Here is a 12,006-nt window from a genome sequence, read left to right as displayed (position 1 = left end):
TATAGCGAAGTAGAAAAGTGGTGAAGATACATGGCGACAACAAAAGAAGTTCAGATAAGAAAAGTGGTATTTGGGAGCGAACATCCTGCAGCCCTTTGTTCGTCTCTTATTGGCGCTACTACCTCTCAATTAGTAGAAGAAGCTAAGATGATTCTGCAAAAAAAACCAGATGTTTTAGAATGGCGAGCAGATTTTTTTGCGGATCTCGCCAAATTGGATGCTGTATTAGCTACTGCAACATCATTAAGAGAAGTGATAGGTGATACTGTTCTATTGTTTACGATCCGCTCTGTTCAAGAAGGTGGCCAACCCATTTCTTTAACGATTGCAGAGCAAGAAGAGTTAATAAGCCGACTTATAGAAACTGAGCTCATTGACCTTTTGGATATTGAACTTGCGTCGGAATTTATTGGCATGGATTTGCTAAAGCAATTATCAGCAAAACATCATGTTAAATGGATTGTCTCTACACATGATTTTAAGAAAACGCCATCTTTTGACCAGATGATTGAATTCCTACAAGCAGGACAAGCGGCAGGTGCCGACCTTGTTAAACTTGCTGTGATGCCACAATCATCACAGGATGTTCTTACTCTTCTCTCTGTAACAAATGAAGCATCCGCCAAGCTCGATATTCCAGTGATTACAATGTCTATGGGTAAGCTTGGGGTCTCAACAAGGTTGATCGGTGACCAATTTGGTTCCGCCATGACGTTTGCTGTTGGTCATCAGGCTTCGGCTCCTGGTCAGGTGCCAATTGAAGTCATTAAAGATATCCAACATTATACAAGCTGAACTTTAACAAAAACCATCCCTTATGCGTCTGCATATTGGATGGTTTTTGCGATTTTTTCAGCTGTTTGTGGAGGTGTTAAACGCTCTGTATTAATGGTGTAATGAGCATGAAGGTAGGTCTCTCTTCTTAATTCATAAAGCTCTTTGATTTCTTTCTTTGATTTTTTTTGGAGAAGGGGTCTGTCCTTTATCAAAAGGGGCAGTCGTTCTGACCAAATCGAAAAGTCTATGTCCAAAAAGATAACAAGGCTAGTTAAAAGACTACTTCTTTGGATTTCCTCCTGTAAAAAAGCGCCTCCGCCAAGCGAGATAATCGTTCCTCTCTGTTCTGATAATTCAAGAAAAAGTTTTTGTTCTCTTAGTCTAAAACCGGATTCTCCTTCGTCTCTAAAAATGTCAACAATCGTTTGTTGCGCTTCACTTTCTATGGCTTGATCCAAATCGACAAATGTCATGCCGAGATACCTCGCAAGTTCTTTACCTACGGTTGTTTTGCCGACACCCATAAAACCAATTAAAATAATGTTTTTTTGATTCGTTTGCATGCTTGACCCTCTCTCTACATAAAGAATGCTATCCGTTCTCCGGTTGGTAATGATCTAAGTATAGCAAAAGTAGAAAAAGCTTAGAAGTAATCCTAAACAAAACATTGATCGATGTTCTGAACTCGTCCACTTAGGCATATCTTTTAAGAGAACATGGATAGATGGGGGGATTTAATGTGAAATGGTTTGTTGCCGTTGAATGGACACTGCTGATTATGGTGTTCCTCCGAGTGCTCTCTGGACTCATTGAGCTAACAGTAGCGGGCTTAATCCTTCGATTCAACAGTATAGAAAAAGCAATCGTATTAAATGGTCTATTGGCAGTGATTGGACCAACGATCTTTATCTTATCGATTGTGATTGGTCTAGTGGGCATTACAGACAAGCTTTCCGTTCCGAAGTTTATGTTTATTGGCACAGGTGCTGTCTGTATCTTAATTGGAGCTAGGCTTTAGGAGGGGTCATGATGGAGGACATTTTTACTGTATTACCACCGACGATTCGTGAAATTCTCAGGCAAATACCAAAAGATACAGCAGAAAAAATCGAAGAAATTAGGGTTCGGATACTCAGACCACTTGAAGTGATAGCATGTGGAGCTCCAATGTACCCAAGTCTGCAAGGTGAACGTGAATGGATTATTCAGCCAAGTGATGCGCAGTTCATCTTAAATCAGTTAAGTCAATATTCGATGTACGCGTTTGAGGAAGAACTCAAACGCGGCTTTATCACAATTAAGGGCGGGCATCGAGTTGGACTTGCCGGTAAGGTCATCTTAGAAAAAGGTGAGGTCAAAACTCTAAAGGACATTAGTTCATTTAATATCAGGATTGCAAGACAGACAGTAGGGGCTGCCGATTCACTTGTTACACCTCTATATCAGCAAGGATGGAAAAATAGTTTACTCATCGGGCCACCCCAAAGTGGTAAAACAACATTACTAAGGGATCTAGCTCGAATTATTAGTACTGGTGTGCCAACCAAAGGTATTCCACCTATGAAAATCGGCATTGTCGATGAACGTTCTGAAATTGCCGCAAGCATAAAAGGTGTACCACAGCATCAGCTTGGACGAAGAGTAGATGTGTTAGACGGTTGCCCAAAAGCGGAAGGCATGATGATGATGATTCGGTCCATGAGTCCTGATGTCATTATTGTAGATGAAATTGGACGACCCGAAGACTGTTTGGCCGTACAGGAAGCTATTCATGCTGGTGTTAGTGTCATCTCAACAGCGCACGGTTCTTCGCTTGAAGAGGTAGCAGCGCGCCCTGCATTAAAGGCATTGTTCGCAGAGAAAGCATTCGAAAGATGTGTAGAACTTACCCGAGGGGCAGAGCCAGGAAAAATAAAACAAATTCGGACCATTGGTAAGCCAGTTTCGGTAAAGGTGTTATGAAGTGGCTAGGGGCAATTTTAATCCTCATAACGTGTACATGGATAGGTTTTGAAGCGGCGAAACGACTTAGTGATCGTCCAAAACAACTGAGACAGTTGAAAGTTGGCATTCAAGCACTTGAGGCAGAAATGCTATATGGTCTTACACCTTTGGCAGAGGCAAGCGTACGTTTATCCAAGCAACTTGCTTATCCAATTAACCTATTATTTGAACATTTTGCCAAAAATCTTGATTCAAAGGGTGAATCTGCACATCTTGCATGGGAGCAAAGTTTGGACGAGACATGGGGTGTAACCAGTCTCCTTAAAGGAGAACGTGAAATTTTACGCCAATTTGGTCAGACCCTAGGACAACACGACCGAGAACAGCAACAAAAGCAGATTAAACTAACGATGGTCCATCTTGATCGTGAAGAAGCTGAGGCAAAAGATAATCAGCTTCGTTATGAAAAAATGCTGAAAAGCCTGGGCTTTCTTGGGGGTCTGCTGATTGTCATTCTAATGCTTTAGTGAAAAAAGGAGGGATGACTTTTGGCTTATGACGTGAATACAATCTTTCAAATTGCTGGTATAGGCATTGTAGTTGCTATGATCCATACCGTTCTAAAGCAAATGGGGAAAGAAGACTGGGCTCATTGGGTGACACTAATTGGATTTGTTGTAGTGCTATACATGGTGGCAACGATTGTAGATGACTTGTTCCAGAAAATTAGAGGTGTGTTCCTGTTCCAAGGATAGAAAGGAGAGCTGCGATGGACATCATTCAAATTGTTGGAATAGGTCTAATCGCAACTTTTCTAGCTCTTGTAGTTCGTGAGCAGAAGCCATTGTTTGCTTTTCTTGTCACATTATTTGCAGGCATCATGATTTTTTTATTTGTCATTGATGAGTTAGTGAAAATCATTCAATTACTAGAGGGAATTGCGGCAGATGCGAATGTACACATTATGTATCTGCAAACGATTTTAAAAATAATCGGAATCGCATATATTGCAGAGTTTGGTGCACAAATTGCCAAAGATGCAGGACAAGCTTCCATGGCTTCTAAAATAGAGCTTGCAGGTAAGATTCTCATTCTAGTCTTAGCCATTCCTATTATTAAAGCGGTCATTGAAATGATTCTATCATTGCTACCAGGTTAAAGAGAATTGAAGGGAGTGGTACTAATGCGCCGGTGGATCATAGCTACAATAACTGGCATTCTATTTCTTCTTTATCCAAGCCTGGTACTCGCTGTGGATGGTCAGGAACCGGTGGATGAAGAAACGCTCTCTGATGAATCTTCTTTTATTGACCGACAAATTGAACGATTGCAATTAGATGAGATCCAAGCATATTGGGAGCAAGTCTCAACAGAATACGGAGGTTTTCTTCCTGAAAGTCAAAAAGGATCATTTAAAGATTTTATAACGGGTGAGAAGCAGTTTCAGATAAAAGAATGGGGACTTGGTCTTGTTAAGTTTTTGCTTCATGAACTCATTGTGAATAGCAAGCTTTTAGGCATGTTAATTCTATTAACGCTCTTCAGCCAAATTTTGCAATCGATTCAAAATGCATTCGAAAGTCAAAATGTGAGCAAAGCAGCCTACGCCGTAACCTATCTCGTTTTAATGATTCTTGCCATAAACAGCTTTTATGTTGCTATAACGTATGCAACAGAAGCGATTAACAGCATGATTCATTTTATGATCGCTCTGCTTCCGCTTTTGCTTGCATTAATGGCCTCCATCGGAAGTCTTGCTTCATCGGCGTTGTTTCATCCATTAATTATATTTCTTGTGAATACAAGCGGAATTTTGGTCAATCAGTTTGTGCTTCCGTTATTATTTTTCTCAGCAGTTCTAGGTATCATCAGTACGTTAAGTGATCATTATAAAGTGTCCAAGCTTGCTGATTTTTTTCGGAATATTGCCGTGGGACTACTCGGGATCTTTATGACGGTGTTTTTAGGAGTGATATCGGTACAAGGAGCCTCCTCAGCAGCAACAGATGGATTAACCATTCGTACAGCAAAATTTATTGCAGGAAACTTCATCCCGGTAGTAGGGAAAATGTTTACGGATGCGACTGATACGGTTATGAGTGCGTCTGTGCTCCTTAAAAATACTGTTGGTATGACGGGGTTAGGTATTTTGTTTATGATCTGTGTCTTCCCGCTTTTAAAAGTCCTTTCCCTTGGTATCATTTTTAACTTGTCCGCAGCTGTCCTGCAGCCTCTTGGTGGAGGACCAATCATCGAATGTTTATCGATCATTGGTAAGTCAGTGATGTATGTATTTGCTGCATTAGCTCTAGTAAGTCTAATGTTTTTCCTGGCCGTTACGCTTATGGTAGCAGCCAGCAATTTGTCCTTTATGATGCGTTAGGAGTGGTGATAATGGGTCTCTTAACTGGTTGGATTACGGGGTTAGTTCTACTAATCATGTTAGCAATATTACTTGAGATGCTACTTCCTAATTCATCGATGAGAGGGTACGTAAAAATGGTGATCAGTCTACTGATTCTCATTGCTATGTTAAAACCAATTCTTTCTATATTTACAGTGGATTCAGAAGAATGGATTCGAAACTTACAAACTGGAGACCAATATCAAACGGAATCTATTGAAACTCAAATAAATTTGCAAAAAAGTGGGTTAGACGAGGTACGAGCTGCATATATTTCAGAACAGGTGGCTGACCAACTAGTAGATAAAGCAGAAGAAACATTGCGAGACACCTACTCACTTGAATTTGCGAGCGTAGATGTAATGCAGGAAATGGGACAGGGAGGTCAGGAAGATGAGGAGGCAGTAAGTATACATGCAGTTGTTCGAGAAATACACCCACAACAAAATACGGATGCAGTACGGAGTGAAATCAAAAGGGTACAAATTGATCTCTCTAAGCAGCAGCCTAGTAAAGAATCGGACTCAATCGACCTGCTGCCGGTAATAAACTATCTTTCAGACAGTTGGGAGATTCCAGAAAGCATCACGCTCTTATTGGAAGGGGGGGAACAGGTCGATGGGTGAGCAGAATCCTAAAGGATTGGCATGGTTAAAAAATCTCGTAGGAAATCAAGAACAAGGGAAACGAAAGAATTACCGATACATTTTCATCTTAGGATTGGTAGGAATTCTTTTGATGGTATTAAATTCGGTGTTTTCGGAACCTCCTGAGCCTGAACAAGCTCAAACGACAATTCCTACATTCCAAACGAATGACGAGGATGAAGAAGTAGAAGTCTTTAAAAAAGAATCTGGGCAATCGAACACAATGAAGGATTATGAAGATAGCTATGAAAATCAACTGCGAGAAAATTTAGAACAAATTGTTGGGCTTAATGAAGTATCAGTAATGATTAATCTTGCTGATACAGAGAAGCAAATTTATGAAAAAAATACAAGCTCCAAAAACCAACAAACAAGTGAAACCGATCGTGAAGGTGGAACAAGGGAAGTGACGGATCAAACCATTGATGAACAAACCGTGATTGTTCGAAACGGTGATACAGAGGGTCCTTTATTAATCCAAACAGAAAAACCAACTATAAAAGGTGTGCTCGTTGTTGCAGAAGGTGTTGAAAATGTACAAGTAAAAGCATGGGTAGTGGAAGCGGTTAGCCGCGTACTTGATGTACCGGCCCATCGAATTTCCGTAATGCCTAAGAAATCTAAGGAGGAATAAATATGGCTCTAAAAAAACAAACGGTGTGGCTGTTAACGATGTTAAGTCTAATTATTGTATTATCTGTTTACTATGTAACATCAGGTACAACCAATTTGGCGCTTCAAGATAATGATCAGCAAACCGAGGAAACTTCAGATGACATTGATGTTCAAGTCACTCAGGATGGTGACCTGGAAGGTATTTTAGAAGTGACAGGTGACGATTCACTTGCCGATAACTTTGTGGAGGCTAGACTTCAAGTGACGGATGCCCGTGCAGCCCAAGCTGAAAGGTATATTGAAACATCAACTTCTCCAGACGCAACACCTGAAGAAAAAGTGGAAGCACGTGATAAAAGTATGGAAATTCTAAACCTCACTCCAAAAGAGGAGACATTAGAATCCTTAATCATAGCAAAAGGTTTTAATAATGTGCTGGTTATTAGTGAGGATACGAAAGTTCAAATCACGGTAGATTCAGACGAATTAACGCCAGCACAGGCAAACGACATCATCCTACTTGCAAAAGAACAGCTCGGCCAAGCAAATACTGTATCTGTTGCACATAATTCAGGAGCTAACTAATCAAATAAGCGGGGACAGGAATATCTTAGTATCACTAAAATCGAATCATTATGATGTTGTTTAACTCACATCTTAATGGTTCGATTTTTTAAAATGAAGAGAGAAATGCGACCGCTCATTTATAAAGAGATTGAGTTACTGACGGACTAAAAAATTTCAACGATTGATGTGTGATTGGTCCAAATTTTTCTTTGGTTTGTCCTAGCATTTTTCCGATTTAATACATTCGTGCACCACAATCTCGGTCTGACGAGTAGATCTTTGTACTAAACACTAAATTTCATTTAACATACCAGGTATTATATAAATTAATAATCTATTAAAAATACTGACGCTCCAACATAGCGGACGGGATGGGGGAGGCCGACTCCAACGGGAACTTAAGGGCAAGATTGAAATGAAATGGCGTAGCCGTTTTAGTTCAATGCCCTCCCGCGGAAAGCGTGCCCCCCCATCCCGGTAGCGAAGGAATTGCAGAATCCTCATTTTCTCATATGTATCTGGAAAACCAAAACAACCCACGGTTCTTTACTCTTTATAGATTATCCGTATACATCTCTCAGGCTTATTCTAATAATCAGTAGTTTGGCTAGACTGATAAAAACCTACATAGATGCATTAATGCATTCGTTGAAAAGACATGTTATAATACTGTAGGTGCAATTTGTTTACAAGGAGCGATTAATAATGGAATGGACAGATCTAACCGAGGGTGCCAAAGCAGTTCTTGAGCAGACTCGTAATATTAAGAATGATCATATTCAAATTGTTGAATTCGAAGTAGGTTTCGAAGAGCAATTTGAAGAAAAAGATGAAGACTCCTATACGGTTTCGATTCAAGAAGAAGATTATGAGAACCTAAAGAAATACACAAAAGAGAACGATTACGAAGAAAAATACCATATGGCGCGGAATAAAAATATTGTAAAGATTATTCTTTTGGAAAATGGTAAAATTCCTGACAATCTTTCTGAATTTCCGGTATTTCGTCAATATAAAAAAGAGGCACTTTTGAAAGACAAAGTAGAAACAGAACAAGTAACAGAAGAACAGGAATAGGTGGCTAAGATCCTTTGTTCAATGAATGAAGGGTTTTTTTGGACAAAATAGGATGTCCGACGTAGTGAACATTTCGTACTACTTTAAACTGTTTAGCCTATGATATAATAAACAGCACAATGAGTACCTAAGATAAAGGAGTTGTACATAATAAATATGAACGTTCAAGATATTAAGGATCTTATTCAAGCTGTGAATCAATCAGATATTGATGAATTAGAATACGAACAAGAGGGCAACAAACTGGTATTAAAAAAGGTGAAAGCGACGGCCGTTGTTCAGGCTGAATCGTATCAGCCGATTAGACAATCGGAGGTTCAACAAACATCCGCTACACCAGCTTCTGCACCACCTGTAGCTGAGGATAAACAAGCAGAACCAGAAATCAATCAAAATCTTCACACAGTTAAATCACCAATGGTTGGAACATTTTATTCGTCTCCATCTCCAGATGATGCTGCTTATGTATCAATTGGTGATCAGGTTAAGGAAGATTCAATTGTTTGTATAGTTGAAGCCATGAAACTCATGAATGAAATTGAAGCAGATGTAAATGGCAAAATTGTTGAGGTTGTTGCACAAAACGGCGAACTAGTTGAGTATGGTCAGCCTTTATTTGTTGTGGAACTGAAATAATCTAGGAGCTGGGTATAAAAGATGATAAAAAAAATACTAATTGCTAACCGTGGAGAAATCGCGGTCCGCATTATACGTGCTTGCCAGGAGTTGGGAATTGAAACGGTTGCTGTTTATTCAGAAGCAGATGAAGATGCACTTCATGTTAAGCTTGCTGACCAAGCCTTCTGTATTGGTCCAACAGCTTCAGGCCAAAGCTACTTGAATTTCACTAATATAATGAGTGTGGCTACTCTTACTGAATCAGACGCTATCCACCCAGGCTATGGTTTTTTAGCTGAAAATGCTGATTTCGCTGAAATTTGTGCGGCCTGTAACATTACATTTATTGGACCAAGTCCTTCTGCGATCAATCAAATGGGTACCAAGGATGTAGCGCGTGAAACAATGAAAAAAGCCGGCGTTCCAGTTGTACCTGGTTCAAATGGAATTATTGAAAGTCCAGAATCTGGATTGGAAATTGCTGAAGGAATTGGATTTCCTGTTATAATTAAAGCAACTGCTGGTGGTGGCGGGAAAGGCATTCGTGTTGCCAGAAACCCAGAGGAACTTAAAAAGGGTATTAATATTACCCAACAAGAGGCTGCTACGGCATTTGGAAACCCGGGTGTTTATCTTGAGAAATTCATCGAAGATTTTCGTCATGTGGAAATTCAAATCATGGCGGATGAATTAGGTAATACAGTTCATTTAGGTGAACGTGACTGCTCGATTCAACGTCGGTTACAGAAGCTTGTAGAAGAAACGCCTTCACCTGCACTATCCCCTGAAAAACGTCAAGAGATGGGTGAAGCAGCAATAGCTGCAGCCGAAGCAGTTGATTATGTAGGTGCAGGAACGGTAGAATTTATTTATGATCACAATGACGGTAGCTTTTTCTTTATGGAGATGAATACACGCATTCAAGTGGAGCATCCGGTAACAGAAATGGTTACTGGTATAGACTTGATAAAAGAACAAATTCGTGTAGCGAATCATCAGCCGTTGTCCTTCACTCAAGAAGATGTTCAGTTTCAGGGAGTTGCTATTGAGTGTCGTATAAATGCTGAGAATCCAAGCTAAAAACTTCATGCCTTCACCAGGTTTAATAACGCGTTATTTGGTGCCAGGAGGATTTGGAGTAAGAATTGATTCTGCAGCATATCAAGGGTATAAAATTTCTCCGTTTTATGATTCAATGATTGCTAAGGTCATTGTTCATGCACCAACTCGAGACGAAGCAATTCAACGCATGAAAAGAGCACTAGAAGAATTCGATATTGAAGGCGTGGATACAACGATTCCGTTCCATTTGCGTTTATTTGATCACGAAGTTTTTCGTTCTGGAGAATTTAACACTAAATTTATTGAGCAATATGAAGTAATGCCGTCCGAAAAGGGAACCGATTAATTTCAGAATAAGGAGGCCATTATGGAGGATAATCAGATTTTGGAGCTAGAGGAACAAAAGTCGGGTTTAGGTAAGGTCGAGATATCACCTGAGGTTATAGAGGTTATAGCAGGAATTGCTGCACAAGAGGTAGAGGGCATTGCCACGTTACGTGGAAGTTTTGCTACCGATGTTGCAGAGCGTTTAGGACGCAAAAACCACGGAAAAGGCGTAAAAGTCGATTTAGACGAGAGTGGAATTATCGTCGATGTCTCGGTTGTCATTGTTTATGGAGCTTCTGTACCAGAGGTAGCCAATCTTGTTCAGATGAATATTAAACAAACGTTGCTAACAATGACCGCTATTCAAATTGAAGCCATTAATGTTCATGTTGTAGGTGTACAATTTGAATCAACAGAATCAGCAAATGACGAATAATATAATTGTCTAAAATGCGTGTGAATATAGTCTGGCTGCATGTTGGAAAGCATGTAACCAGACTATTTTTGTACAAATTTCGCAAAAACTTGCGTAACCTCGACAATTCGATTTTCCACAGACGAAAAAGTGCGTTATACTAGACTTTCATTAGACATTTTTTTTAGATGATAAGGAGTTCATATAAATGAATCGACGGGTAGCAAGACTTAGAGCGGCGCAAGCTCTTTACCAGATTGATGTAATAAAAACCGAACCAGATCTTGCGATGGAAAGTGTGTTGGATGACGAAGAACAACCAAACGATTTTTTCCATCAACTAGTTTACGGAACATTAGAGCATAAAGAAGAATTAGATGGGTGGATCTCAAGTAACTTACAAGGCTATACCATTGACCGTATTGGTCATGTTGATAGAGCGATTGCGAGAATGGCCTTGTTTGAGATGAAGTATGTTGAGGATATCCCTGTTAATGTAACATTTAATGAAGCAATTGAACTTGCTAAAGCATTTGGTGGAGAAGAAGCAGGACGTTTTATGAATGGGGTTCTGTCTAACTCTGTAGATATGATGAATGAAGAGTCAAACAATTAAGGTTCACCAACATATAATAAATCAGTAAGACAAGCCCGATTTCGGGTGTCTTCAGTCTGCAAATTAACGACAATGGAGTGATTGAGATGACAGCTGAATTAATGAATGGAAAACAATTGGCCGCCTCTAAACAAGCCGAAATGAAAGAACGAGTAGCAAAATTAGCAAGTGATGGAATTGTTCCAGGACTAGCGGTCATTTTAGTTGGAGACAACCAGGCTTCACAGACGTATGTTCGTTCAAAACAACGCTCATGTGAAAAAGCGGGAATTCACTCGGTTCTAAAACAACTTTCTGCTGAAACAACAGAAGCAGAGCTTTTATCTCATATTCACGAATTGAATCAAGACCCAACCATTGATGGGATTCTTGTGCAGTTACCTTTGCCTAAGCAAATCTCTGAGCAAGCTGTGATAGAAGCGATCAGCCCTGAAAAAGATGTAGACGGATTTCACCCAATTAGTATCGGTAAGATGATGACAGGTGAAAAAACATTTCTGCCATGTACACCTCATGGCATTATTGAATTACTCAGAGCATCGAATGTGGAGATTTCCGGAAAGCATGCTGTTGTAGTTGGAAGAAGTAACATTGTTGGAAAACCAGTTGGACAATTGCTGTTGAATGAACATGCAACCGTCACATACTGTCACTCAAGAACTCCTGATTTACGTGCAATCACAAAGCAAGCGGACATTCTTGTTGTTGCTGTTGGTATTGCAAAGTTAATTAAAAAAGAAGATGTAAAACCCGGTGCAGTGGTTATTGATGTTGGTATGAACCGTGACGAGAATGGCAAGCTATGTGGTGACGTGGACTTTGATGATGTTGAATCAGTTGCTTCCCATTTAACGCCAGTTCCGGGTGGAGTAGGTCCAATGACTATTACCATGTTACTTGAAAACACAATCGAATCTGCTCTGAACCGTTCATAAGG

At 39.9% G+C, this 12,006-nt stretch carries 16 protein-coding genes and 1 pseudogene; 16 read left to right on the top strand and 1 reads right to left on the bottom strand.

The features are described from left to right. Window positions 1-30 precede the first annotated feature (30 nt). The gene (gene aroD, locus NDM98_RS05390) at window positions 31-795 is read left to right on the top strand and encodes a type I 3-dehydroquinate dehydratase (protein WP_251605156.1); all 765 of its coding nucleotides are present in this window, start codon (window positions 31-33) and stop codon (window positions 793-795) included. 20 nt (window positions 796-815) lie between these two features. On the opposite strand, the gene NDM98_RS05385 is transcribed toward aroD, so the two are convergent. Further along, window positions 816-1,340, bottom strand: a complete 525-nt coding sequence (locus tag NDM98_RS05385) for a shikimate kinase (RefSeq protein WP_251605155.1) — start codon at window positions 1,338-1,340, stop codon at window positions 816-818. A 176-nt stretch (window positions 1,341-1,516) separates the two neighbouring features. Between NDM98_RS05385 and NDM98_RS05380 the strand changes: the two genes are divergently transcribed. From NDM98_RS05380 to folD, 15 genes and pseudogenes are all read left to right on the top strand, one after another. Further along, window positions 1,517-1,795 carry a YqhV family protein gene (locus tag NDM98_RS05380; RefSeq protein ID WP_251605154.1) on the top strand — a complete coding sequence of 93 codons (279 nt, stop codon included), beginning with the start codon at window positions 1,517-1,519 and terminating at the stop codon, window positions 1,793-1,795. Between the two features lie 11 nt (window positions 1,796-1,806). Beyond that, complete coding sequence (spoIIIAA, locus tag NDM98_RS05375; RefSeq protein WP_251608963.1) at window positions 1,807-2,739, top strand: stage III sporulation protein AA; 933 nt, start codon at window positions 1,807-1,809, stop codon at window positions 2,737-2,739. Continuing rightward, window positions 2,736-3,248 carry a stage III sporulation protein SpoIIIAB gene (spoIIIAB, locus tag NDM98_RS05370; protein WP_251605153.1) on the top strand — a complete coding sequence of 171 codons (513 nt, stop codon included), beginning with the start codon at window positions 2,736-2,738 and terminating at the stop codon, window positions 3,246-3,248. Before spoIIIAA ends, spoIIIAB begins: the two co-directional genes overlap by 4 nt. Window positions 3,249-3,269: 21 nt before the next feature. Next, window positions 3,270-3,476, top strand: a complete 207-nt coding sequence (gene spoIIIAC / locus NDM98_RS05365; RefSeq protein ID WP_010898943.1) for a stage III sporulation protein AC — start codon at window positions 3,270-3,272, stop codon at window positions 3,474-3,476. Between the two features lie 14 nt (window positions 3,477-3,490). Continuing rightward, the gene (spoIIIAD, locus tag NDM98_RS05360; protein ID WP_251605152.1) at window positions 3,491-3,880 is read left to right on the top strand and encodes a stage III sporulation protein AD; all 390 of its coding nucleotides are present in this window, start codon (window positions 3,491-3,493) and stop codon (window positions 3,878-3,880) included. A 24-nt stretch (window positions 3,881-3,904) separates the two neighbouring features. Beyond that, the gene (gene spoIIIAE / locus NDM98_RS05355; protein ID WP_251605151.1) at window positions 3,905-5,104 is read left to right on the top strand and encodes a stage III sporulation protein AE; all 1,200 of its coding nucleotides are present in this window, start codon (window positions 3,905-3,907) and stop codon (window positions 5,102-5,104) included. 11 nt (window positions 5,105-5,115) lie between these two features. Further along, window positions 5,116-5,751 carry a stage III sporulation protein AF gene (gene spoIIIAF / locus NDM98_RS05350; RefSeq protein ID WP_251605150.1) on the top strand — a complete coding sequence of 212 codons (636 nt, stop codon included), beginning with the start codon at window positions 5,116-5,118 and terminating at the stop codon, window positions 5,749-5,751. Further along, a complete protein-coding gene (gene spoIIIAG / locus NDM98_RS05345; RefSeq protein WP_251605149.1) occupies window positions 5,744-6,406 on the top strand; it encodes a stage III sporulation protein AG in 663 nt (220 codons plus the stop codon). The genes spoIIIAF and spoIIIAG overlap by 8 nt, the downstream gene beginning before the upstream one ends. 2 nt (window positions 6,407-6,408) lie before the next feature. Next, window positions 6,409-6,972 carry a SpoIIIAH-like family protein gene (locus tag NDM98_RS05340; RefSeq protein ID WP_251605148.1) on the top strand — a complete coding sequence of 188 codons (564 nt, stop codon included), beginning with the start codon at window positions 6,409-6,411 and terminating at the stop codon, window positions 6,970-6,972. A gap of 687 nt (window positions 6,973-7,659) precedes the next feature. After that, window positions 7,660-8,031, top strand: a complete 372-nt coding sequence (locus tag NDM98_RS05335) for a hypothetical protein (RefSeq protein ID WP_251605147.1) — start codon at window positions 7,660-7,662, stop codon at window positions 8,029-8,031. A 156-nt stretch (window positions 8,032-8,187) separates the two neighbouring features. Next, window positions 8,188-8,667 carry an acetyl-CoA carboxylase biotin carboxyl carrier protein gene (gene accB / locus NDM98_RS05330; protein WP_251605146.1) on the top strand — a complete coding sequence of 160 codons (480 nt, stop codon included), beginning with the start codon at window positions 8,188-8,190 and terminating at the stop codon, window positions 8,665-8,667. A gap of 21 nt (window positions 8,668-8,688) precedes the next feature. After that, window positions 8,689-10,057, top strand: a pseudogene (accC, locus tag NDM98_RS05325) (acetyl-CoA carboxylase biotin carboxylase subunit). Between the two features lie 21 nt (window positions 10,058-10,078). Continuing rightward, a complete protein-coding gene (locus NDM98_RS05320; RefSeq protein ID WP_251605145.1) occupies window positions 10,079-10,474 on the top strand; it encodes a lipid-modulating alkaline shock protein YqhY in 396 nt (131 codons plus the stop codon). A gap of 187 nt (window positions 10,475-10,661) precedes the next feature. Continuing rightward, a complete protein-coding gene (gene nusB / locus NDM98_RS05315) occupies window positions 10,662-11,069 on the top strand; it encodes a transcription antitermination factor NusB (RefSeq protein WP_251605144.1) in 408 nt (135 codons plus the stop codon). A gap of 86 nt (window positions 11,070-11,155) precedes the next feature. Beyond that, complete coding sequence (folD, locus tag NDM98_RS05310; protein WP_251605143.1) at window positions 11,156-12,004, top strand: bifunctional methylenetetrahydrofolate dehydrogenase/methenyltetrahydrofolate cyclohydrolase FolD; 849 nt, start codon at window positions 11,156-11,158, stop codon at window positions 12,002-12,004. The last annotated feature ends 2 nt before the right edge of the window (window positions 12,005-12,006 follow it).

This window comes from Alkalicoccobacillus plakortidis, from assembly GCF_023703085.1.
In the GTDB taxonomy this organism is placed as follows: Bacteria; Bacillota; Bacilli; order Bacillales; family Bacillaceae_D; genus Alkalicoccobacillus; species Alkalicoccobacillus plakortidis.
The sequence above is the reverse complement of the archived record's forward strand: the minus strand, read 5'-3'. Positions and strand labels throughout refer to the sequence as shown.

What these genes read in the sequence shown, in the direction of transcription:
- aroD (WP_251605156.1), top strand. Translation starts at nt 31, where the DNA reads ATGGCGACAACAAAAGAAGTTCAGATAAGAAAAGTGGTATTTGGGAGC.
- NDM98_RS05385 (WP_251605155.1), bottom strand. Translation starts at nt 1,340, where the DNA reads ATGCAAACGAATCAAAAAAACATTATTTTAATTGGTTTTATGGGTGTC.
- spoIIIAA (WP_251608963.1), top strand. Translation starts at nt 1,807, where the DNA reads ATGGAGGACATTTTTACTGTATTACCACCGACGATTCGTGAAATTCTC.
- spoIIIAB (WP_251605153.1), top strand. Translation starts at nt 2,736, where the DNA reads ATGAAGTGGCTAGGGGCAATTTTAATCCTCATAACGTGTACATGGATA.
- spoIIIAD (WP_251605152.1), top strand. Translation starts at nt 3,491, where the DNA reads ATGGACATCATTCAAATTGTTGGAATAGGTCTAATCGCAACTTTTCTA.
- spoIIIAE (WP_251605151.1), top strand. Translation starts at nt 3,905, where the DNA reads ATGCGCCGGTGGATCATAGCTACAATAACTGGCATTCTATTTCTTCTT.
- spoIIIAF (WP_251605150.1), top strand. Translation starts at nt 5,116, where the DNA reads ATGGGTCTCTTAACTGGTTGGATTACGGGGTTAGTTCTACTAATCATG.
- spoIIIAG (WP_251605149.1), top strand. Translation starts at nt 5,744, where the DNA reads ATGGGTGAGCAGAATCCTAAAGGATTGGCATGGTTAAAAAATCTCGTA.
- NDM98_RS05340 (WP_251605148.1), top strand. Translation starts at nt 6,409, where the DNA reads ATGGCTCTAAAAAAACAAACGGTGTGGCTGTTAACGATGTTAAGTCTA.
- NDM98_RS05335 (WP_251605147.1), top strand. Translation starts at nt 7,660, where the DNA reads ATGGAATGGACAGATCTAACCGAGGGTGCCAAAGCAGTTCTTGAGCAG.
- accB (WP_251605146.1), top strand. Translation starts at nt 8,188, where the DNA reads ATGAACGTTCAAGATATTAAGGATCTTATTCAAGCTGTGAATCAATCA.
- NDM98_RS05320 (WP_251605145.1), top strand. Translation starts at nt 10,079, where the DNA reads ATGGAGGATAATCAGATTTTGGAGCTAGAGGAACAAAAGTCGGGTTTA.
- nusB (WP_251605144.1), top strand. Translation starts at nt 10,662, where the DNA reads ATGAATCGACGGGTAGCAAGACTTAGAGCGGCGCAAGCTCTTTACCAG.
- folD (WP_251605143.1), top strand. Translation starts at nt 11,156, where the DNA reads ATGACAGCTGAATTAATGAATGGAAAACAATTGGCCGCCTCTAAACAA.